General features: G+C 45.0%; 23 protein-coding genes and 1 tRNA gene. 9 read left to right on the plus strand and 15 right to left on the minus strand.

Going from position 1 to position 23032, the window contains the following annotated elements:
* Positions 1-114 precede the first annotated feature (114 nt).
* Complete coding sequence (locus tag K9J17_16770) at positions 115-897, minus strand: DUF2520 domain-containing protein (GenBank protein ID MCF8278384.1); 783 nt, start codon at positions 895-897, stop codon at positions 115-117.
* A gap of 458 nt (positions 898-1355) precedes the next feature.
* Complete coding sequence (locus tag K9J17_16775; protein ID MCF8278385.1) at positions 1356-1736, minus strand: endonuclease domain-containing protein; 381 nt, start codon at positions 1734-1736, stop codon at positions 1356-1358.
* Between the two features lie 489 nt (positions 1737-2225).
* Between K9J17_16775 and K9J17_16780 the strand changes: the two genes are divergently transcribed.
* Positions 2226-2540 carry a hypothetical protein gene (locus K9J17_16780; GenBank protein ID MCF8278386.1) on the plus strand — a complete coding sequence of 105 codons (315 nt, stop codon included), beginning with the start codon at positions 2226-2228 and terminating at the stop codon, positions 2538-2540.
* On the opposite strand, the gene ccsA (K9J17_16785) is transcribed toward K9J17_16780, so the two are convergent.
* The 5 genes from ccsA (K9J17_16785) to K9J17_16805 form a co-directional block, all read right to left on the minus strand.
* On the minus strand, positions 2541-4958 hold the full coding sequence (gene ccsA, locus K9J17_16785) for a cytochrome c biogenesis protein CcsA (protein ID MCF8278387.1): 2418 nt from the start codon (positions 4956-4958) through the stop codon (positions 2541-2543).
* Positions 4958-5374: a cytochrome c maturation protein CcmE gene (locus tag K9J17_16790; GenBank protein ID MCF8278388.1), complete on the minus strand. Its 417-nt coding sequence runs from the start codon at positions 5372-5374 to the stop codon at positions 4958-4960. The genes ccsA (K9J17_16785) and K9J17_16790 overlap by 1 nt, the downstream gene beginning before the upstream one ends.
* Positions 5375-5496: 122 nt before the next feature.
* Positions 5497-5706, minus strand: a complete 210-nt coding sequence (locus K9J17_16795) for a CcmD family protein (protein MCF8278389.1) — start codon at positions 5704-5706, stop codon at positions 5497-5499.
* The gene (ccsA, locus tag K9J17_16800; GenBank protein MCF8278390.1) at positions 5703-6374 is read right to left on the minus strand and encodes a cytochrome c biogenesis protein CcsA; all 672 of its coding nucleotides are present in this window, start codon (positions 6372-6374) and stop codon (positions 5703-5705) included. The genes K9J17_16795 and ccsA (K9J17_16800) overlap by 4 nt, the downstream gene beginning before the upstream one ends.
* Before the next feature lie 72 nt (positions 6375-6446).
* A complete protein-coding gene (locus K9J17_16805; GenBank protein ID MCF8278391.1) occupies positions 6447-7103 on the minus strand; it encodes a heme exporter protein CcmB in 657 nt (218 codons plus the stop codon).
* A gap of 87 nt (positions 7104-7190) precedes the next feature.
* Here K9J17_16805 and K9J17_16810 point away from each other — a divergent pair, with 87 nt between their 5' ends.
* The 3 genes from K9J17_16810 to K9J17_16820 all read left to right on the plus strand — a co-directional run bounded on the left by K9J17_16810 (position 7191) and on the right by K9J17_16820 (position 10593).
* Entirely contained in the window at positions 7191-7727 is a 537-nt protein-coding gene (locus K9J17_16810) for a glutathione peroxidase (GenBank protein MCF8278392.1), read from the plus strand.
* A gap of 97 nt (positions 7728-7824) precedes the next feature.
* Complete coding sequence (gene bshB1 / locus K9J17_16815) at positions 7825-8526, plus strand: bacillithiol biosynthesis deacetylase BshB1 (protein ID MCF8278393.1); 702 nt, start codon at positions 7825-7827, stop codon at positions 8524-8526.
* A 270-nt stretch (positions 8527-8796) separates the two neighbouring features.
* Positions 8797-10593, plus strand: a complete 1797-nt coding sequence (locus tag K9J17_16820; protein ID MCF8278394.1) for a class A beta-lactamase-related serine hydrolase — start codon at positions 8797-8799, stop codon at positions 10591-10593.
* Between the two features lie 60 nt (positions 10594-10653).
* Here the strand turns inward: K9J17_16820 and K9J17_16825 are convergent, their stop codons facing one another.
* Complete coding sequence (locus tag K9J17_16825) at positions 10654-11925, minus strand: oligosaccharide flippase family protein (GenBank protein ID MCF8278395.1); 1272 nt, start codon at positions 11923-11925, stop codon at positions 10654-10656.
* A gap of 21 nt (positions 11926-11946) precedes the next feature.
* Complete coding sequence (cadA, locus tag K9J17_16830) at positions 11947-14076, minus strand: cadmium-translocating P-type ATPase (GenBank protein ID MCF8278396.1); 2130 nt, start codon at positions 14074-14076, stop codon at positions 11947-11949.
* A 113-nt stretch (positions 14077-14189) separates the two neighbouring features.
* On the opposite strand from cadA, the gene K9J17_16835 reads away from it, so the two are divergent.
* Both K9J17_16835 and K9J17_16840 read left to right on the plus strand, forming a co-directional pair.
* Positions 14190-14263: transfer RNA gene (locus K9J17_16835), tRNA-His, on the plus strand.
* Positions 14264-14313: 50 nt separating this feature from the next.
* A complete protein-coding gene (locus tag K9J17_16840) occupies positions 14314-14523 on the plus strand; it encodes a DUF3820 family protein (GenBank protein ID MCF8278397.1) in 210 nt (69 codons plus the stop codon).
* A 40-nt stretch (positions 14524-14563) separates the two neighbouring features.
* On the opposite strand, the gene K9J17_16845 is transcribed toward K9J17_16840, so the two are convergent.
* Positions 14564-15016 (minus strand): peroxiredoxin, encoded by a 453-nt coding sequence (locus tag K9J17_16845; GenBank protein ID MCF8278398.1) that lies wholly within the window; start codon positions 15014-15016, stop codon positions 14564-14566.
* Between the two features lie 71 nt (positions 15017-15087).
* Positions 15088-15753 carry an alpha/beta hydrolase gene (locus tag K9J17_16850; protein ID MCF8278399.1) on the minus strand — a complete coding sequence of 222 codons (666 nt, stop codon included), beginning with the start codon at positions 15751-15753 and terminating at the stop codon, positions 15088-15090.
* Positions 15754-15837: 84 nt separating this feature from the next.
* On the opposite strand from K9J17_16850, the gene K9J17_16855 reads away from it, so the two are divergent.
* Positions 15838-16092 carry a Smr/MutS family protein gene (locus K9J17_16855; protein ID MCF8278400.1) on the plus strand — a complete coding sequence of 85 codons (255 nt, stop codon included), beginning with the start codon at positions 15838-15840 and terminating at the stop codon, positions 16090-16092.
* Between the two features lie 70 nt (positions 16093-16162).
* On the opposite strand, the gene K9J17_16860 is transcribed toward K9J17_16855, so the two are convergent.
* The 4 genes from K9J17_16860 to K9J17_16875 all read right to left on the minus strand — a co-directional run bounded on the left by K9J17_16860 (position 16163) and on the right by K9J17_16875 (position 21168).
* Entirely contained in the window at positions 16163-18286 is a 2124-nt protein-coding gene (locus K9J17_16860; protein ID MCF8278401.1) for a WG repeat-containing protein, read from the minus strand.
* A gap of 115 nt (positions 18287-18401) precedes the next feature.
* Positions 18402-19025: a SprT-like domain-containing protein gene (locus K9J17_16865; GenBank protein ID MCF8278402.1), complete on the minus strand. Its 624-nt coding sequence runs from the start codon at positions 19023-19025 to the stop codon at positions 18402-18404.
* A gap of 3 nt (positions 19026-19028) precedes the next feature.
* Entirely contained in the window at positions 19029-20921 is a 1893-nt protein-coding gene (feoB, locus tag K9J17_16870; GenBank protein MCF8278403.1) for a ferrous iron transport protein B, read from the minus strand.
* A gap of 19 nt (positions 20922-20940) precedes the next feature.
* Positions 20941-21168, minus strand: a complete 228-nt coding sequence (locus K9J17_16875; protein MCF8278404.1) for a ferrous iron transport protein A — start codon at positions 21166-21168, stop codon at positions 20941-20943.
* Positions 21169-21483: 315 nt separating this feature from the next.
* On the opposite strand from K9J17_16875, the gene K9J17_16880 reads away from it, so the two are divergent.
* Complete coding sequence (locus K9J17_16880; GenBank protein MCF8278405.1) at positions 21484-22224, plus strand: ABC transporter permease; 741 nt, start codon at positions 21484-21486, stop codon at positions 22222-22224.
* The gene (locus K9J17_16885; protein MCF8278406.1) at positions 22221-22979 is read left to right on the plus strand and encodes an ABC transporter ATP-binding protein; all 759 of its coding nucleotides are present in this window, start codon (positions 22221-22223) and stop codon (positions 22977-22979) included. The genes K9J17_16880 and K9J17_16885 overlap by 4 nt, the downstream gene beginning before the upstream one ends.
* Positions 22980-23032: the final 53 nt, after the last annotated feature.

Consider the following 23032-nt stretch of genomic DNA (forward strand, 5'->3'; position numbering starts at 1 on the left):
CTCTGTTTGAGGGCTTTCGGGTACGAATGGCTGTTCAAAGAGCTCTGTTTATGGGCTTTCGGGTACGAAAGGCAGTTCCAAGAGCTCTGTTTGAGGGCTTTCGGGTTCGGAACGCTACTTATGCATCCTGATGATGCTCTCGCTCACATCCTCGTAAAGCTTCTTCAGCTCGGGAGAAAGCTTGTCGAGCATGTCGAGGTGTTCTTGCATCACCGTAGTGTCGTTGCGCTTGGCGGGACCGGTCTGCAAGGCCTTCGGATGGTCCGTAAGAATATTGGCAGCCGTCTTTTTGATGAGCGGTTTGAGGATGTCGAGGCTCATACCGTTCTTCTCCAGTATCTCTTCCGATAAAGCATAGAAATGATTGGTGAAATTGCAGGCAAACACAGCCGCAATGTGCGTGATCTTGCGCTGCTCCGAACTCAAAACCTGTACATTATCACTGATGGAGCTCGCCAGTTCGAGCAGCATGCCTTCATTCCAATTGGAATTGCCCTCAATGCAGAATGGCACCTCCTTCATGTTCACCTCAAAGTTTCGATGCATGGTCTGCAAGGGGTAGAAAACCCCCAATCTATCCGAAGCATCGCCCAAAGCAGACATCGGCACACTGCCCGAAGTATGCACCACCACTTTTCCTGGGCAGAAGATCCTGCTGGCCACTTCGCTGATAGCATCATCCTTTACTGCAATGATGACGATGTCCGTTTCGTCCGGAATGGCCTTGAAATCAGTCGTGAATTTGCATCCAAGCTCAAAGCCCAACCGTTCCCCGCGTTTCTCATCGCGGTTAATGAGCAACAGCAGCCTGTTTCCAGACCGCTTCAGCGCCTTTCCCAAGTGGAAAGCCACATGACCAGCACCAATAAGGACTACATTCTTTGGTTCGAGAGGCATGGTGCTAAACTAAATAATCCTCGGCCTGTATCAATAAATTCTCCGCCTTACTTCGGCAGGCTCAGCACAGGCTGTTCCTCGGCACCTCCTTTATAAAGGAGGACGGAGATCGTACATCTTTCAAAGGTCGGGAAACCAAACGCGGGCATTCTAGTCTTCTACCAACGCTTATCACCGCACTGCACCCCATCCCCCTTTCAAAGGGGGTGGCATCATGAAGCTTTAGCGGAATGATGACCGGGGATTTTGGTTGAAAAGAAATCCTCCACCTTACTTCGGCAGGCTCAGCACTGGCTGTGCCTCGGCACCTCCTTTATAACGTAGGACGGAGATCGTGAAGGTTTCATGCCTCAGCAGGTAAGAACAATAGTATCGTATTCCAATAAGTTTCAAAAATGCTCTGCACCCCATCCCCCTTTCAAAGGGGGTGCCCGAAGGGCGGGGGATTATCCATGTGATTACAAACGATCTTTCTCTTCAAAAGCCTCCACCCACCTATCAATCTCCCAAACAACATTATCAAGATCAAACCTCGCCTGACTTTCGGTGAAACGGAGAAACGAGAGCCCCAATTCTTCCAAGATACGCTGCCTTTCCACGTCCTTTACCATGATCTCCTCAAAATGATGGCTTCCACCGTCAATCTCAATCACCAGATTCACGGGCTTGCAATAAAAATCAACGATGTAATTGCCCAGCGGCTTCTGACGGTTGAACGTATGTCCTCGAAGCTGCTTTTGTTTCAAGCGATTCCACAACAGGACCTCGCCTTTGGTAGAATGCATGCGCAACTGGCGCGAGAACTCTTTGAGGTTCCTATTGTAGGGGATGAATTTCACAGTTTGAAGATAATAATCCCCCGTCTCTATCAATAAATCCTCCGCCTGTATCAATAAATCCTCCGCCTCGTTCCTCGGCACCTCCTTTACAAAGGAGGACGGAGATTGTACATCTTTAAAAGGTCGGGAAACCAAACGCGGGCATTCTAGTCTTCTACCAACCCTTATCACCGCACTGCACCCCATCCCCCTTCTAAAGGGGGTGGCATCATGAAGCTTTAGCGGAATGATGACGGGGGATTTTGGTTGAAAAGAAATCCTCCGCCTGTATCAATAAATCCTCCGCCTCGTTCCTCGGCACCTCCTTTACAAAGGAGGACGGAGATCGTGCGAATTTGCCAGACTTCCTAAACCGTAGATCTTAAGATTTTCCAATAAACTTGACTAAAGCACTGACGCCCATCCCCCTTTCAAACGGGGTGCCCGAAAAGCGGGGGATTACTTCACCAAAACATTTAACTTGCCTCCACAACCTTAACACTAAAAACCATGAAACACCTCAAAACAACCCTTCTGACCTTTGCCCTGCTTTTTTCTGTGAACACCTTGATGGCGCAGGAGAAATATGATTATGCCGTGGTGAACTATGATGCTTCTTCACAATCAATTTTTGTTTCAATCAATGGTGAATCATTCGAGCAGATTAAGGTCTCAAAGGATGAAACAAAAGAAAAGTTCCTAGACCTAAGCCCCGTTTTAAGACAGCTTAATAAGATGAATGATGAAGGCTGGGAGGTGTACAGTACACAGGTTCCAGCGAATACCGCATGGCACATGTATCAACTAAAAAGAAAAGAACAATAATCAGCTCTTCAACCTCCTCCGTATCGCCATTACCGTTCCGATGATCATCACCAAGCAACCAGCCCAAAGGATGTTGATCCACGGGAAGATCATGGCTTTCATTACGATGAATTCCCTGTAAGCATCGGGCTTTTCGTAGAGCGCGATTTCGGCTTTACCTTCTTCTGGCAGCACCTTATTCAGCACCAATCGAAATCCTAGGTCCTCCATCTCAGCTGGAATCGGAATGGCCATTCTGTCGCGGATCACGTACACAGGCGTAAGCTGCGTTTTCTTTCCAGATATGTCCAGCGCAGTAAGGTCGGCTGCCACAGCAATATCGCCTTCCTGTAGGTCATACTTCGTTCTGTCCACTTGCAGATTGAAGCCATTGAAAATGATGAGTGCCTGCCCAGCAAAAAGCGTATCGCCAGGTGCCAATTGCTTGGTGCTGGTGTTCTTGTATTCCTCCGGTTCTTTCTTCGCCTCATCTGTCTCTACCTCCGCATAGGTCACAAAACTGTAAATGTCTTTGTACAAGAAATGCTTGGTATCTGGCTCCGCGATGTTGCCCATACGTGGGTTGGTCTGCACACGTGGATGCAACGAGAACTCCAGATTATAACCGCTTTCGGTCTTTGTCAGATAATCCACCTGATAGAACACATTCACGGCTTCCTTCTCCTTTCCAACATAGGTCACGAAATAATCGGCCATGCGCAGCGTATCGCCTTTCATCATCAGGATGTTTTCGCGGTTGCTGAAATCGCCTTTCTGGCCCAGACTCTCCACATCCGTTCCAGAAGTGTTCATGGAGATGATCTGCGTTTTTGAGGTACTGAGGAATGCTCCGAGCAAGATCATCCCAAAACCGATGTGCGCCACCGAAGCACCTGCCACCTTCATCTTTCCTTTCAACACACTCACCCAATAATTGAGATTGGCCGTAATGAGGAATAGCGTGGTGAACAACATCAGAATGTACATCACATTCGTGTAGTGCATCAGATAGCCGATGATGGCCGTGAGCACAACCGAAGCGCCAATTGGCACCAGCAGTGCGCGAGAAAACTGTTGTGGGTCGGTCTTTTTATACTTGAAATACTGCGTAACGGCAATCAGAATGGACAACATAATCGCCAAAGGAATCTGGAAACTGTTGTAGTGTGCAATCGGGTCGAGCGGTGGCGCAAGATTGGTTCCAAGCAATTTATTCCACACTGGAATGGAAGTGGTGAACATGATCTGGAACGAAGAAATGACCAATACCAGCGCCCCAATGAACATCCAGAACTCACGCGAGTAAAGACTGTCCTCATCTTTCGATTTCGGGATTTCCTTCCAGCGTACGATGAGCAGAATGATAGCAATGAAAAGGAATGCCAAGAGGTAAACCAACAGCTGACCAGACATTCCCAAATCGGTGAAAGCATGAACCGAAGTGTCTCCCAAAATTCCGCTTCGCGTGAGGAAGGTGGAATAGAGAATGAGGATGAACGTTGAAACTGTAAGAACAAACGTCATAATGAGCGATTGCCCACGGTTCTTCTGAATAACCATCACGTGAGCCGCTCCAACAAGTGTTATCCACGGCACAAGACTCGAATTCTCCACCGGATCCCACGCCCAGAAACCTCCGAAACTCAAGGCTTCGTAGGCCCAAGCACCACCCATCAGAATTCCCGTTCCGAGTATCATTACTCCGAAGAAGGTCCATGGCAATGCAGGCTTCATCCATTCGGTGTATTTCTTCTTCCAAAGCCCTGCTATCGCGAAAGCAAAAGGAACAAGCGTAGAGGCAAAACCAAGGAAAAGTGTTGGTGGATGAATGGTCATCCAATAGTTCTGAAGTAGTGGATTCAATCCTCGCCCGTCCAATCTTTCTAAATACGCTGCATTCTGCAAGAACGGCAGATTGGCAAAATCAGGATGATCGCGCAGCAACAGAAACGGGCTGCTACCAATGCGGATAATGTCATTTAGGTTGATGCCAAGTACCATCGAAACCAAGAACATTTGCACCAATGCGAAAACAGCCATCACGGGCGCTTCCCATTTTTTGGCGGTCAGCAAAAGGATGGCACCAAGCACAGCATGCCAGAATAGCCAAAGCAGGAAGCTTCCCTCCTGTCCTTCCCAAAAACTGGACATGATGTAGCGCATCGGCATCTCCGAATTGGAGTGTTGCCAGATATAATGGTATTCGAACATGCCGTTGTAGAGCATGTAAAGCAGCGTACCGATGATGCCGAAAACCGAAAAGATATGAAGGCTGAAAGCGCTGCGTGAAAGGAGTTTCCAATCGCTGAAAGCATGGTCATTTTTGGCCGCAAACGCATAAGCAATGGCTGCAACCATGGCCGACACGAATGCCAAAACTGTACACAATTGACCGAGTTGACCGGCCCAAAGATGTTCTCCGATGTAGTTTATGTCCATTAAGTATTGGCGCTTTCTGCGGTGAATTCCTGCATTTCGCCCGGTTGTCCTTCGTTGTATTTAGAAGGGCACTTCATCAGAATCTTAGAAGCCTCGAATGCGTCATTCTCATATTTCCCAACAAGAACGATCGACTCTGAACGTTCAAAATCCTGTGGCTTTGAGCCTGCAAAATGCACCAATTGCTCGTCACCGTTATTGTCAATCATTCGGAAAGCGAACAGATTGGCATCGACTTCCGGATCGTAGGTCATTTCAGCTTCCTTGTTCAGTTTACCAACCACATGGTATTCCTTTCCTGGATTTTCAATTGCTTCTTTGAAGTTGGAATACGTGCTGCTGTCAGCAACCGTGGTCATGATGGCACCGATAGCAATTGCTATTACAATAATTGCGAGAATGTGTGTCTTTTTCATTGACTACGAATTTGAGTTTAACCGCAAAGACGCTGAGCTTTCGCTAAGGGCGCAAAGACAAAAGTCAATGTGTTTCTGTGGCTTTAACATTTTTCGAATTTGATTTTTTCGTGCTTCGAATTTTACTTCTCTTCTTTCTCAATCTTGGTCAACCTGCGGTCGATGGTTATGAGGTAAACAACCAAACCGATGAAAATGATCGCGAGTACACCCACAACCACATAGATCTTTCCGTTTTCATGAAGAATATCTGCCATTTCAACATCTTGAGCGAAAACAGAAACAGGCATAAAAACCATCAGCCAAACGAGTATTTTATTCACGTTTTTCATTTTTCCCAATTCATTTTTCGTTTCTCCTCAATCGATCTTATCCTCACGCGCACATTCACCAACCAAACGCCCATAAGCGTCCAACCGATGATTGCCGGATAGAAAACCAGTTTCATGTTATTGTTGAGATCGTAGCCCCCGAAACCGGGATTTCCTCCGTTACCGGGATGCAAACTGTCTGTCATTCGCGGCAGCACCATGATGAACACCATGAACATGACGTAAGCGAAGATGTTGTAAACGGCCGAAACACGTCCACGTTTCTGCTCTTCGTCCATGCTTCCGCGCAAAACGGTGTAAGCCAGATAAACAAGCATTCCCATCGCTACGCCATTCAATTTGGCATCGCCTGTCCAATATGTTCCCCACGTATTCTTGGCCCAAAGCATGCCTGTAAGCAATCCAAGCGTGCCCATGAAAAGCGCCACGTTTATTCCTTCAGAAGCGATAATGTCAGAACGTCTATCGCCTTTGGCGAGGTGAATAATGCTGTACACCAACGAAGCGGTGAGAATGATCATCATCCCAAACCATTGCGTTACGTGGTAGTAGAGATTTCGGATGGTTTCGTGCAGAATGGGCAATCTCGGAACGTCTAAGATCATTCCCGCGGTCAAGGAAAAAAGCACAAGCGCAATGGCAATCCACTTCCACCAGGCCAGTCCCACAATCTGTGTTGATGTTTCTCCGATCTTATGCATCGATGTGTGGGTAATTTAGATACGATTTACCCCTCTTTTTTAATCGCGCCAAAGGTAGGGAAATAGAATATAGCTGAGGGCGAGAACGATCACAATGATCATTACTAAGACAATTATAAGATTGTAGCTCACGGACGGATCTAGACCATCAACCGCATTCTTCGAGAATTTGATGAGGGTCATCAAGAACGGTAGCTGCACCGGAAAACTCAAAATGGCCATCAAACTCATGTTGTTTTCCGTTTTGGAAGCAATGGCCGACATAAGCGTAAGAATAAGCGCAAAGCCCGTGCTTCCGAGGAAAAGTGCCAAGCCGAACATGAGATGATCCTGAACCAGATCTCCGATAAACAGGAAATAAATTATGTAGGCCATCAGCGCAATAACCCACATAATGAGCGTGTTGTACGCCATTTTGGCCAGCACAAATGCCTGTGGCGAACTAATGCTGTAATAGTAAAGCAGCCTCCCCTTCCGTTCTTGAATGAAGGAACGGCCAACTGCATTGATGGATGCGAAAAGCATGATAATCCAGAAAAGCGCATTCCAAACTGGAACGGAAGTGATCTGCCTGAAACTGAGGTAGCACACGAAAACAGTACTGATCACGTACAGCAACATGCCATTCAACGCATAGCGGTTCCGCCATTCGAGCGTAAATTCTTTCAGAAATAGGGTTTTAACTTGCTGTAGCACGGGGCGAATTTACGCAACCTGAAATGCCTAATTTTCGATTCGATAAACATTGAACCGATTCTTGTGTTTATCCAAAAAAATCAACTCATGAAAAAACTACTTATCATTCTATTTTCAATCACAACAACAGTCGCCATGTCGCAGACAAAAACGCTTTATGACTTTACCGCCAAAACCATTGACGGAAAGGATTTCGATTTCTCTTCCCTTAAAGGAAAGAAAGTGCTTATTGTGAATACCGCCAGCAAGTGTGGTTACACTCCACAATACGCCAAACTGGAGGAACTTTACAAGGAAATGGGCGGTGAGAAATTCGAGATCATCGGTTTTCCTGCTAACAACTTTGGAGCTCAGGAACCTGGCAGCAATGACGAGATCGCTGGATTTTGCCAAAAGAATTATGGCGTGACCTTCACCATGATGGAGAAGATCAGCGTGAAAGGAAAAGACATCCACCCAATTTATGCTTGGCTCACCGAAAAAGATGAGAATGGCGTAGAAGACGCTGGCGTGAAATGGAATTTTCAAAAATTCCTGATCGATGAGAATGGACACTACGTAAAGTCGCTTGGTTCAGGAGTTGACCCAATGTCGAAAGACGTAACTTCTTGGTTAGGGAAATAAAATTGATCACTAGTTGAAAAGGCGCGGAGAACAAACAGTTCATCCGCGCCTTTTTCGTTTTTAACCGTTTACGAAACGCTTCATTTAACTTCGCATCATGAAATTGGACATTCTTGCCTTCGGAGCGCACCCTGACGATGTAGAGATCTCTGCTGCCGGAACAATCCTCAAGCACATTGAGCTCGGTTACAAATGCGGGATAATCGACCTGACGCAAGGCGAACTGGGAACACGCGGAAGCGGAGAGCTCCGATTGAAGGAGGCAGAAAGATCAATGCAGATCTTAGGGATTTCAGCACGGGAAAACCTTGGTTTTGCCGATGGTTTCTTTCAGAACGACAGGGAACACCAGCTTCCGATCATAAAAATGATCCGCAAATACCGTCCAGAGATCGTATTGGCAAATTCGGTTCACGACCGTCATCCCGACCACGGAAAAGGGGCAAAATTAGTGGCTGATGCTTGTTTCCTAGCTGGCCTCATCAAGATAGAAACCGGACAAGAGGCTTGGCGCCCGAAAGCAGTATACCATTACATACAGGACGAATACATCCATCCAGATCTGACCATCGACATCACGCCTTATTTCGACAAGAAGATTGAGGCCATTCTTGCGTTCAGTTCGCAGTTCTATGACCCAAAAAGTGATGAGCCAAGTACGCCTATTTCAGGCAAGGATTTTCTCGACTTCCTAAGAGGAAGAGCCGCAGTTGTTGGTCGCCCTATCGGTGCTGAACTGGCAGAAGGATTTACGGCAAGCCGGAACGTTGGTATAAATAATTTGTTTGACCTGATTTAGGACATATTTTTTCCAATCGAACAACGACATTCGCGTCCCGAATTTAAAACGTTCATGTTTATCACCTCCATACAGCGTTGTTGCGCGAAAACGCCAGTACATTCTATTCGGTGTGTCCCTTTACTCCAAATGGCACTCGGATTCATTAGTAATATATTTTGTTATATTCATACTGTGCACCTACAAAGCGAGGAAGACGATTAGTATGCCCCAGTCAATCACTTAGGCTCTTTTACAAACAACCATTTAAAAACACAAATCAATTAATTAATGCGAATTATTTTTTTCGGACTCCTTATCATTCAGCCTATACTGTTGGTTATTTCTTCATTTCAACAACGAGCACAAACAGGATCAGGCAAGAATCAAGTCCCCGTTCGAGTAGATGGGCAATTCTTCACTTCACCGCTTCTTGATTGCGATATGGAATTTGATCACATTCCTCCTTTTAAGACTCAAATCGAAGAATACGTAGCATCTGCAATAAAAAGAGGGGATGCCAAGCGAATTTCTGTCCATTTCAGACAGCTTAATAATGGATACACATTTGGAATTAATGAAGACGACAAATTTCAGCCAGCAAGTCTGTTCAAAGTCGCTGCCATGATGTACGTGTTAAAAAAGGCTGAAAATCATCCTGAAATTCTTGATGAAAGTGTAGAAATGAAATTCCGCAATGACCCTGTGTTGGGAGAGACCGATTTAAGACATGGACAATCGTACACTATCCGAGAATTGGTTTCAGCGTTGATTATCAACTCTGACAATCATGCATTGGCAACCCTTCAATTCCGATTCCAAAATCGTGTAATGTGGCAAAGTGTGCTGTCCGAATTAGGATATCCAATAACATCTACCGCCAGCACATTAAATAACATTTCGCCCAAGGCGTATTCGATTCTACTACGAGTTCTTTACAACGCAGCCTATTTAAACAGGCAATATTCTGAAGAAGCTTTATCCATTCTTTCGAAGGCTAAATTCAAGGGCGGCATTGTTCAGGGAGTTGGAAGCGAAGACATTATCATTGCTAACAAGTTTGGCCTTCGAAAATGGTCGGGCAGTGTTCAATTGCACGAATCTGCATTAGTTTACTTATCTAATGCACCGTATACCCTAACAATAATGACTGAAGGAAAAGATGAGAATGATCTTAAGTCAATTCTATCTAGGATTTCTGAAATTACGTATAAGCATGTTAATGAATCAGTTACAGACCGCCAACTAGCGACAAATAATTCACCTACTAGATTAACCAATCCAATTTTAGACTGCGATTCACATCCCGATATGGCAGTCAATTTCTCAATTTCTACCGACAGCTTAATAGATGATTTCAAAAAGGATGAAACCATAAAAGACCTGTCCATTTATGTTAGAGAATTAAGGTTCGGGGACATCTACTATCGCGGAGAAGACCACAAATACAATATAGGCGGTCTAACGACTTTAATTCACACGATGGCTATTTTACGCGAAGTCAAAACTAGTACGCTGCTAAAGGCAAATGAAAAGACCATTCAAGATGAATCGAACGCAAGGAGAATGCTAGTTGTAGATGTTTTGCAAAAACTGGAAACTGGCTCAGTTCCTTCGAAGGTTTATCACGCGTATGGAGTTGAGATGAAACCTGCTCTTGTTAATCTTTTCGAGGATATTGGAGTTAAATATTTCGACCTGGAAAATGTGTTGAATGCAAGTATAAATACCGAAGAAGCTTCCATGCTCTTCAGAGTGCTTTACAATGCTACGATTCTGAGCAGAGAAGATTCTGAGAATATCTTGAGCGCACTTTCAAGTTATCAAGCGAAACAAGGAATAAGAAAAGGAATTGGTAACGATGATTATTTTGCTTCGATTCAATCAATTAGTACCTGCGAAATTCTAGGTGATCATGTTTATGAATTGTGCGATTTAGGCATCGTTTACATGGATGACAACCCTTATATTATCTGTGTTATGATTAAAGGAGCAAATAAAGGAAGATTATCAGAGTCCATTTACCAATTATCGAAACTGGTCTACAAGGAAATTAAATCTAAAAAATCAACTTCTGTTATTGATTAGATTAACCTTGAATGGACTCATCCTAATTTAAATTGAATTTTAACCTGTAATTCCGTTGATTCAGGCAGCAACAAAAACCACCCCAATCGCCACCGAATACCCCAAATGCCATTTCCACGGCCAGTAGCTGATCGGTGAAACGCCTTCTGAAGACTTCAGCCAAAACATTAGAACCAGTTTATCTAGAACGCTAGCAATCACTGTTGCAAAAGCAATTCCTACCAAGCCAAATTGTTGGACGAAAAGTATGCTTAGTCCGAAGTTGACTGCCAATTCCAAACCAGCAACAAGCATGATGGTTTTGGTTTTCTTTAGTCCGATGAGCAGCGTTTGCGGAAAAACCAATCGACTTACAACCAGGAGCAGATAGACGTTGAAAACCGCGGCACTCGCACTGAAATCAGGATTGAAGAGGCGTGGATAAAGCCATTCGCTCACAAGCATGAAACCGATGGAAATCGGGAAGAAAAAATGCATCAGTTTGAGGCTTTCCTTCTTAATGGTTTCGGTTGCTTGCTTAATGCCTAATTGAGCCACTTTAGGTACCATTCCATTACTGAATGCATTTGCCAAAAGCAGCACCAATGGAAATTCCTTGGCGCCATAGCGATAGATGGCAAACGTTCCTTCGTCAAAGTACTTGGATACGATGAAACCGTCCAAATATTCTGCTGAGCCAGAAAGTAAAGTTGCCGCCATAAGCGGTCCTGCGGTTATCAGAAACTGTCGAATAAAATCCTTGTCGAGTTTGAATTCCGCGTATTTGGCTAGCAACCCAAGGGTGATGATGAATCGAACGACCGAACTGAAAACCAATCCAATCATGGCTTCATCCAATCCATATCCCAAGGCAATCGGTCCAGCAACGGCAAGCAACTGAATGCCGAAAGCCACAATTCCGTAAAATGCCAATCCTTTTCCTTTCTCTTTTAAAAGCAGCATATATTCGGTCAGAACGCTCGGTCCTATGAAAAGGACGTAAAACGAGAAAGTGCCGTAAAACGCCAACACCTCTGGGTTGTTTGCCATCATCGAATATGGCGTAATGAGCAATCGGAACGCTACAAAAACAAGTACCGAAATACCCAATAGGACCAAGAAGGCATTGAAAAATTCCTTCGATTTTTCCTTTGGATGATAATTGGCTAAAAGCGATTGAGTCAACCCAGAAAGCCAAAAGAAACTGAGTACACTGCCAAGAAAAAGCAACGATTCATAAAGGCCGATGTCATACGTGCTCAGACCAAGTTTCGTGAACAGAATTCCTGTTAGGAAAAACGTTCCGAAACGTAGTACTTGAAAGAATTGTAGAGCGCGGACGGGAGTTAACACGAGGCGAAAGTTACCAGTTAATCACCCAATCTGTTTAAACTTAAACCGAACGGAATTTCCAATCACGACCACATCTGAAAAGGCCATACTGAAAGCTGCAACCATAGGATTTAAGAATCCGAGGGCTGCCACTGGAATGGCCAGCGAATTGTACAAAAATGCCCAGAACAGATTCTGTTTGATGGTGAGAACGGTATGATGTCCGAGTTGAAACGCGTCTTTGATCTTGCCAATGCCACCTTTTTCGAGGATGACCACGGAGGCGGCACTGACGGCAACCTGTGTGGCATTGCTCAATGAAATTCCGACTGTTGCACGTGTCAATGCTGGCGCATCGTTTATGCCATCTCCGACCATGGCGGTAGGAGCTAGATCAGAAAGCTCCGTAATCAGCTTGAGTTTTTCATCTGGAGACTGCTCTGCATAAACGGTTTTGATGTCGAGTTCTGCGGCTACCAATTCGCATTTGCGCTTGCGGTCGCCACTTAACATGATTGTTTCAATTCCTTTTGAGTTGAGATAAGAAATGAGGTCTTTGGCATCTTCCCGAACCTTGTCTGTGAGCGAAATCTCAGCAGCCAACTCGCCATTTTTCAGCATGTAGATATCGCAATCAGACCGTTCCATTTTTTCGTCAAGCATCTTGAACGAACCGACTTTCCATTCATTGCCTGCGGCATCTTTTCCGATAAGGCCTTTTCCTTTCTCTTCTTGAACAGAAGCAAATTCATGCTTTTTTGATGTCGGTTGAAGTTCTTCGACAATAGCACGGGCAATCGGATGAGATGAATGCTGCTCGATACTGAAAAGCACGTTCTTCAATTCTTCCTCTTTTCCATCCAACACGTTGAAGGAACCGATCTTGATTTCGCCTGAAGTCAAGGTTCCCGTCTTATCAAAAACGACCTTTTTCACCTTTGATAGGTTTTCGATGCTTTCAGCTCCTTTGAAAAGGATACCTTCTTTGGCGCCTCGCCCCAGACCGACCATCACGGCCGTAGGTGTGGCCAATCCCATCGCACACGGACACGAAATGACCAACACGGCCACCGCCTGCATGATGGATTGCTGCAAGGAAATATCAAACGCGAAGTGCGCTAACAGAAAGGTCAATGCTGAAATTCCGAGCACCACAGGAACAAAAACGCCACTCACTTTATCGGCCAAACGCTGAATGGACGGTTTTTCCATCTGCGCCTTTTTTACCATTTCGATGATGCTCGAAAGCACCGTCAGTTTTCCGATGGTTGTGATCCGAACCAAGCCATTTCCATCTGAAACAAGCGTTCCTCCAATAACGAGTTGCTCGACTCCTTTTGAAACGGGCATGCTTTCGCCCGTCACCATGCTTTCATCTACTTGGAGTTCGCCTTTCACAAGAATTCCGTCCGATGGAATGCTGTCACCTGACTTCACCATTACTAGATCATCCACCTTCAGTTGATTGAATGGAACACGCGTCACATGCTCGTGACCATCGTGCTGCACCACTTTATCGGCCAAACCTTCCTGTAGTTTTCCGAGTTCGGTAATGGCTGTTGTGGTCTGCTTGACGGAGCGATGCTCAATCACATTTCCGAGAAGAACGAGCGTTACAATTGTAGCCGAAGTTTCGAAGAATAGGTACTGATGCTGCGCAACTGGATCTCCCCAATTCATAAACGTTCCGACCAAACTGTAAATGAACGCGGATGTGGAACCGATGAAAATGAGCACATCCATGTTTGGAACACCATTGCGAAGCGAGCCAAGGGCACTTTTCCCGAAGTGATACATTCCGAGCAACATGACGGGCAAACTCAGCATCAGTTGAAAAATGGGGTTGCTGAAAAATTCCGGCATTCCCGGAATCATATGCAGCAACAACGGAATCGTAAAGGGCAGTGTGAACAGGAATTTCTTCTCGATGGAAGCCATGCCTTGCTTCTCAATACGCTTCGTTCCAACATATTCGAAACCTGCTTTTTTAACGAGCTCGGCCACGCGGTTCAGATCAATATCCTTCACGTCCGATAGGAAAACCTCGCCTGTTGCGTAGTTCACGTTCACGTCAGAATAACCGCCTTTTGTGAGTGCACGATTGACCCCGGCAGCACAACTGCTGCAGGTCATTCCTTCCACCAATACTGTTGCTTCCTTCTTGCCTGACATCTCTCAAATATAGTTAATGGCCAACCCGAACGGTCGTCCTTTTAATGATTAACAGTTATAAAATTGAACTGTTGTCCGAATAAACGATTGCATTATCTTTGCGCGCCTAAACGGTGGTTGTAGCTCAGTCGGTTAGAGCATCGGTTTGTGGTACCGAGGGTCGTGGGTTCGAGCCCCATCATCCACCCAAAAAGTCCTGATTTCGTTTGAAGTCAGGACTTTTTACATTTATAGCAAATGCAACCTGACCCGAACATATTAAAAGAACTGACGACCTTTAAAATGCCTTACGGCAAATACAAGGGAACCACTATCATCAGAATCCCAGTCCATTATTTGGAATGGATAGCCTCGCAGGGATTTCCTGCTGGAAAGTTGGGAATGCTGCTTTCAACCGCTCACATCATTAAGACGAACGGCTTGGAACATTTGGTTCCGAGGGAATGAGCAGAACTCCATATAGAAGTTCAAAGCAAGCTGTAAAAACCTACTTTTTTAGAATCTCAAGTGACTCCCGAATGTGCTTGGTAGGACTAAGTTGCGAATCGAATTTATGAATCACCTTTCCTTCTTTGTTGATCACAAACGTGACGCGGCCTGGAATCATTCCGAATAGATCGTAAGCTCCGTATGCCTTGCGCACTTTTCCTGTGATGTCGCTCAACAGTATGAACGGAAGTCGATGGTTTGCTGCAAAACCTTCATGACTTCCGGTGCTATCGCTGCTGATGCCGATCACCTCAGCTCCTACTTCTTTGAAATCTTCATAACTATCTCTGAATGAGCATGCTTGAGCCGTACACCCTGGCGTTTCATCTTTAGGGTAGAAATAAACGACCACGCTTTTCTCTCCTCTGAAATCACTGAGTTTCACGAGATTTCCTGCTTTATCTTTCAATTCAAAATCGGGAGCTGTATCTCCCACAATCACTTTTCCCATTTGTACTATTTCTGATGGTGAGGCCAAAAGGCCTTGTTAGTTATATCAATTGCGTGCAATGCACTGAAAAGCTAAACGCCTTCAATGCGAATTAGTTCGTTCAGTATCAGTTTGGTCACTTCGTCTCCCTGCAAGTAAACCATCAAATGCGAGCCTCCTTGCACAGGAATGGCATTCTTTATCCTTCGGAAAGGGAACATTCGGTCAGCGGTTCCGTGAATGTGCGATATCCTCGATTCATCGCCTTTTCCGCGCCACTTAGGCGCATGAACAATGGCCCAACGCATGAACTTATCATCTTGATCGTGGAACATTTGCACCATGTGTTTACCATCGCCTTTCAGTTTCTTTTTCTGAGCCATTTCCCAAAGGAACGTGAACTTCTTCATGGTATTTGGCGGCATGAGGCTTTGGATTGGAAATGCCCGACCCCATTTCAGGATGTTGGACCTTTCTTCGTGCGATTTGATGCTGGACACCAAGATCACTTGTAAATCAGGCATGAACGTGGTCATTTCAGAAGCCAGAATCCCACCCAAAGAAAGTCCGATAACCACTGGATTCTTGGCCTTCAGTATTGGTTCGGCCATTTTACGGGCGTAAGTATGAATCGTGTCTTTCCATTCGGGAATGATCCACGGCAAATGGGTTTGCTCGTAACCTTCCAACTTTATCCTGTCGAAAGCACGATGATCGGCACCAAGGCCGGAAATGAAAAATATCTGTGGTTTTGACACGTCTGTTGGAATTAGGAACGGTTACGAATATACGAATGCCGAGAAGGCGAGAATATTCGTTATTTGCGTACGAAACCGCTGAACATGGCAAAGCTTAAACTCGACCTCCACGAAATATTCAATAAAGGCTGGAAAATCGATCAGGCGTTGAATGACATTATTGATGAAGCGGTGGAAAAGAAAATCCCACTGATTGAGATAATACCTGGAAAAGGCAGCGGCCAGCTAAAGAAGAAAGTGATCCGATTTCTAGACCAAAAACACATCAAGGCCAAGTATCATCGAATTGACAAGGACAGCAAGAACTTTGGGCGACTTTTCGTGCGATTCAAACACTAAAAGTGTGAAGCACTGAATCTGAGAGGAAGAAATTCGAAATGCTTCGAATTTGAGGATTTAGATTTTGTGCTTAAAACCCAGCAGATTGCCAGATGTATTTTTTCGTTCGAAGGTCGAAATAGGCCATTTTTTCTTCTTTTTCAATACGAAGAACGCCACCGTCCATCACCACAATTTCATCCATGGCGCATGGTATAACGTATGCGCCAGAATTATCGATCACACACGAGAAATCGCTTCGTTTTACCAACGCAAATCCTTCGAAGAAATCTGATGCTTCTTGGAATTCTGCAGGAACCACCAGTTCGTCAGCATCGTTGATGTAACCCCAATTTTCGCCCAGTTTTACGGATGCCATGCCTTCAGAGAAACCGCCTGTGTCATCGTATTTTGAAGGAATCACATCTATTCCAGACTCATTGAAAAACCCAAACTTATCTTTTTTCTTGGCCGCAAATCGTCCATCCTTCAAAGGGTCAATCAACGAAAATTCGAAAGCCTTCATCTCAGTTCCCGTTTTATCGATCACTCCATATTTTTTCCCTTTTCGAGCAACGGCTCTTCCGTTCATGAATTGAAAGCGAACCAGTTCCTCTAGTGTTCCATCATAACTGAGCGGAATAACTTCATGCCCATAACGGTCAATGTATCCTACTTTTCCGTTGTTCAGTACGCAAGCAAGTCCTTCAGAAAAACCACCTATCCGCTCGTATTTGCAAAGCGCTATCGAATCTCCTCCCGCATTGATCAGCCCCATTTTGCCATCCTTTACCACTCGAGCCAAACCATCTTCAAACGATTCAGCCTCATCATATTGACATTTGATGACCACCGCGCCATTCACATCCAAATACCCTTTCAATCCTTTTAGTTCAATCACCGCCAACCCTTCCGAAAAATCGAAAGCCCCTTCAATTTTCAAGGGAATGGTCAATTCTCCTTTACGATTGACGTAGCCGTACATTTCATCTTTAACCACACTGGCCATTCCGTCTTTAAAATCGTAGATCTCATCATAGGCAATATCAACCACCACATTTCCCGTGTTATCCAACATGCCGAAATTGTCGCCACGACCAACGATTGCCACTCCGTTGCTGAACGATTCTGCTTCATCGTTATTAAAGTCGATGATCGTTTTTCCTTTCTTATCGATGTAACCCCAACGTCCATCTCGATATACAGCGGCCAACGCTTCGCTGAAATCTGCGGCATTATCATACAGGAATGGAATCATCACTTTTCCAGACCTATTCACGTAACCGAACTTTCCATTCTGTTCGGCTGGAAACAGTTGCATGGTCAGAATACTTAATTCATCATCCAACTCATCCATGAAAGGATACATCGGATATTCCAACTTGAATTCGGCCAAGGTTTCGGCATTCAGTTCGGGCGCATACAACCGAAATAGCTTCCGCCAAGCTTCATCTAAATGCGGACTATCGGCATTCTTTTTAATGAATTCGTGTAGAGATTTTACGGTTGGATCTTCAATCGAAAACTGGTACACACGGTCCTGTGCCTGTCTCTTAAATGGCGAATTCGGATACTCAACAATGAATTTCCTAAAGCTGTCGAGGCTTCCGTCCCTGGTCTTATCTTCAAATAGGAATTTCTCGAAAAGTACTTTTCCTTCTATCGTTTCGGGTGCATTGGGGAAATCTATCAGAAACGCTGCAATGCTTTCGTAAGAATTTGCAGCCTTGGCCAATTCGAATGAAATGGTTGCCTTGAGGTCGAGTACTTGTTTTTTCTGTGGAGCGCTCGGAAATCTTTTCAGAAACGAATCGCAGGCTCGTACTGTTCGTTCTTCTTTCAATTCGTCCATTGCATAAGTGTAGACCATCACACTCAATCCTTCCACGGCTTTGGCGCTTATTCCGTATTCAGCCACATTCGCTTTTTCCTTTTCAGAAGCCAGTTTCCAGAACGATTCGGTTCTAAGTGCATAAACTTGGGCCGAATCGAGGTTGTAGAATGGATTCTGTTTGGTGATATGTACCATGCACAGACCGAAGTTCCCTACCAGGCGATCCTTATTCACGACTTTTTGAAAAAGTTCTCGCGCCTTGAAGTAGTCTTTAACCTCAAGCGCTTCGAAGGCCTTATCAATGACACCTGCTTTTAAACGCACCGATGACACCATCAAAATGATAGCGACAAACAATCCTATTTTAAGCGCTCTGGTCAATCTATGAATTTCCTGAAAGGGGCACAAAAGTAACACTCGTTGAGAACGAATAGCAAAACTTGATGAGTGACTGATCCATGAACCTTTTTGCAGCTTCGTTTAGAACCCAATCGGTTCAATTTTCTTGACCAGAATGTTCCACTTCGGCAATGGCGCTGACCAAATAGACTCGACCGGTTCCCTCCTGCTTACAGCGATACCTTTTGCGCAATTTCTCACCTTTTACAAATACCCGATTTCCTAGCTTGAATTGCTGTCCTTCTTCAATATCCTCCAAAAGAACTGTATGTGTCCGGTCGTCATAACTACGGAGAATGCGCATAAGTTCCAGATCACGAACGGTAGCCGCTTTGGGATTGCGCATGTGTATTTTCAGCTGCTTCAATATATCGGCAGGAAAAACCTCACCGACCAAAAAAGGCTGCATTTGTTCTTGAAATGCTAGTTTCCATTCTTTGCCATGCGGACTCGCTTTTCTTCCGTGGCGTTCCCAGCATACGAGGTGTGCCATTTCGTGCACAAACGTGATAAGAAACGCGTAGTTGTTCAGACTTCCGTTCACCGAAATCCGATGCCCGATCTTCCCGAAAGGATGACGATAATCTCCCGCTTTCGTTTTCCTGTCGCGCGTAATGGTAAGATGACAGCGATATCTGACGATCTGCTCCGCTAAAAGAACTTCCGTGCCATTGGGCACAAATGGTCGGATGGCATCACGAATACGTTCCTCGCGGTTCATCCGCTAAAGTAAAGACGCCAAATTGTAAACCACAAGGCTTGAAATATAGGCCAAACCTGTCATCATCACCAACTGAATAATGGGCCATTTCCACGTTCCTGTTTCTGTTTTGACCACGGCCAGCGTGCTCATGCATTGCATGGCAAACGCATAGAATACCAATAGCGATAGACCGAATGGAAGGTCGTATAGTGGTTTACCCGTTTTCGGATTCACTTGTGCTTGCATTTTCTTGCGCACAGAAGCAACTTCGTCATCCGAAGAACCGATGCTGTAAATGGTAGACATCGTTCCGACAAAAACCTCGCGTGCAGCAAAAGAGGTGATGAGCGCAATTCCGATCTTCCAATCGTAACCAAGTGGTTCAATTGCGGGGTCGATTGATTTTCCAAGAATTCCGATGTACGAATTTTCGAGAAGCTCCGCTTTTTTCAGTTGTTCTGAATTCTCCACTTGTTCGTATTTGCGTTCAATTGCCTCAAACCTGCCTGATGGACCAAAAGAAGCCCCAAGCCAAAGCAGTACAGAAACAAACACAATGATCTTTCCAGCACTTTTCACAAACTGTGTCACTTTGCGTGTGATCTCCATCAGTACATTCGAAAGTTTTGGCACCCGATAATCGGGTAATTCGAGTATAAAATGGCTTTCATCGTTGGTTTTGATGGTCTTTTTTAGAACCAATGCCACAGCTAAAGCCATCACCACACCCAACAGATACATGGCCAGCAAGGTGAGACCTTGAAATCCAGTTGGAATGACCAACGCAATGACCAAAGCATAAACCGGTAATCGGGCAGAACAACTCATAAATGGCGTTACCATTATGGTGATCAAGCGTTCTTTTTGATTGGAAATGGTTCGAGCAGCCAATATTGCCGGAACGGCACAGGCCACACCACCGATGAGCGGCACAATGGATCGACCTTGCAGTCCGAATTTTCGCAACGAACGATCGGCTATGAAGCTAACGCGCGCCATGTATCCGGTTTCCTCCAAAAGAGTTACGAATAGGAACAGAAATGCAATCTGCGGAATAAAAATCACCACGCCTCCCAAACCTGCCCAAATACCTTCTACCCACAATCGCGTGAGAAAGGAATCTGGAAGTACATCAGAGAAAAATGCTCCGCCAATTCCGAATAGTTCTTCAATGAGCTCCATCGGGTAAGATGACCACGAATAGATACTCTGGAATACCAGGCCGAGCATAGCTAAGAAAATGACAACTCCCCAAATGCGATGCGTGAGCACATCATCCAGTCGTCTTGTAACCTCGTGATTCTTGACAGGACCGTCAGCTTTGGCCCGTTCAAGAATGGCCTTAATAATTACATGTCGCTCCAAATTCTTCCCTTCCCATCTTGGGGCAAGTGCCAAAAACGAGTGGCTTTCAATGGCTTCTTTTAGTTCTGAAAGTCCGATGCCTTCGCGAGCGTTGGTTTTCACAACTGGCACACTTAGCTCTTGCGATAGTATATGAAGATCGAGTTCGGCTGCAACACGAGGCAACTGATCGGCCATGTTCAGTACCAACACAGCAGGTATTTTCTGTTCCAACACCTGCAATGCCAAATAAAGGCTGGTTTTCAGATGCGATGCATCTACCACGATCAATATCAGGTCCGGATGGTCGGGATTGTTCGAATCTATGACGGCAGCTGCAGCCACTTGCTCGTCCATCGAACGGGGCTGCAGGCTATAAGTGCCCGGAAGATCCAGCACTTCCACTTTTTTCCCGTTCAACCGGAATTGGCCGGTCTTTTTTTCGACTGTTATTCCTGGAAAATTGCCAACCTTTTGATGTAGTCCTGTAAGTTTATTGAAAAGAGATGTCTTGCCGCTGTTCGGGTTGCCGACCAAGGCCACCTTCAGCGTCTCATTCCCTTCCTTCATCCGTAAAATTTGATTTTGTTCAGAAAATTTCTGGCTGAACAAGAATAGTAGATGCTTCCGTTTTACGAAGACAAAGCACGTGATCTGATACGCGAATAGCTATTGGATCGCCCATTGGAGCAACGCGCTCAACACAAAGTCGCTCTCCTGCAACCACACCTCGTTCTGCGAAAAAAACCGCCAACCGAGCATCCGAAAAAGATGATACGATAGCTTGTTGTCCTACAATGAGATCCGTTGCCGTCACTTCCGTTGTGATTTTAGAATATCGAAGGTAGATACAAACTCAGCCTTTTAAGAGTACCAATGGAGCTTATACCCTAAATGAGGTAGTTGCCACCATCGAACCTGTTTCCATCTCAACTTGACCAAAAGTTGGGCAGTCGCATCCTTTTCCGTGTCTGCGCTTTGAGCACGCACTCAGCACGATGGTTGAAAAAATAAATGCAATTAAAACGTGACGTCTTTTCATTGATTGACAAAGGTAAGTGTTGTTTAAACATCGAAACTGCTTCGATATTTTTTGTGTGTATTCAGAATAGCTAAATTTAGCCGCAACTACATGAGCATATTCTTCCACATTGGGCAATACGTACTTTGGATGGGTCGCGTATTCAGGAAACCCGAAAAATGGCGTATCTACAGACAACGCATCTTTGAAGAAGTTCAAAGTATCGGTTACGCATCGCTCGGATTGGTTGCCATTGTAAGCGGATTTATGGGTGCGGTGCTTACCATTCAGTTGGCGTACAACATCGATAGCCCACTTATTCCGTTATACACAGTAGGTCTTGGTGTTCGAGATTCGTTGATTCTCGAATTCTCCCCAACCATCATCAGCATCATTTTGGCCGGAAAGGTTGGGTCAAGCATTGCAGGCGAAATTGGAACGATGCGCGTTACCGATCAAATTGATGCCTTAGACATTATGGGCGTTAATTCTACTGGTTACTTGGTTGGTCCAAAAATGATTGCAGCCATCCTTTGCAACCCGTTCATTGTAATAATGAGCATGGCTTTAGGCTTGGTAGGTGGCTACTTGGCGGGGATACTTACTGGAGAAGTTGCAGGTAGCACCTTCATCTATGGGATTCAGTATTGGTTTCAGCCGTACTACATCACTTATGCTATCATCAAAACAATGGTTTTCGCAGTGATCATCACCACTGTACCGGCCTATTTTGGTTACCACACTGCGGGTGGAGCGTTGGAAGTTGGAAGAGCAAGCACAATATCTGTGGTATACAGCATCGTCATCATCCTGATGTTCAACCTGATCCTTACTCAAATGTTGCTTCAATGATAGAGGTCAAAGGCTTGAATAAGAGTTTTGGGGAACATCACGTGTTAAAGAACATCGATGCCAAATTCCATAAAGGCCAAGTAAATATCATTATCGGTCAAAGTGGCTCAGGAAAGACAGTGCTGACCAAATGCATGGTTGGCCTGCATGATGTAGATTCTGGAACGATAGAATATGACGGACGCGATTTTGCATCCATGTCTTTTTCGGAAAAGAGACATATCAGGCAGGATATTGGAATGCTTTTTCAAGGAGGAGCGCTGTTCGATTCAATGACTGTAGCGGAGAACGTCATGTTTCCTCTTTCCATGTTTACAGAAACTTCGGCTGCTGAAAGAAAGGAACGGGCACTATTCTGCCTAGAACGCGTGAATCTGCCGAACGCTTCGGCCTTGTTTCCGTCTGAATTGAGTGGTGGGATGAAAAAACGAGTGGCAATTGCACGCGCCATTGCCATGAATCCGAAATACTTGTTTTGTGATGAACCAAACTCTGGGCTTGACCCAAAGACCGGACTGGTTATCGATCAGTTGATCAGTGAGATCACCGAAGAGTACAACATCACCACCATCGTTATTACGCACGACATGAACTCCGTGATTGAAATTGGAGACAACATCCAGTTCATTTACAAGGGAGAAAAATGGTGGGAAGGTTCTAAGGAAGAAATTTTAAGAACGGATAATCAGGAAGTTCTAGACTTCGTGTATGCTTCCAAATTCATGAAAAAGGTCCGCACAGACCTGATCAAATAACTATCAGGAAGTAATAATGGAGGCTATTGCCACGTTCTTGGCAATCTCTATTC

The organism is Flavobacteriales bacterium (genome assembly GCA_021739695.1).
Classification (GTDB): domain Bacteria; phylum Bacteroidota; class Bacteroidia; order UBA10329; family UBA10329; genus UBA10329.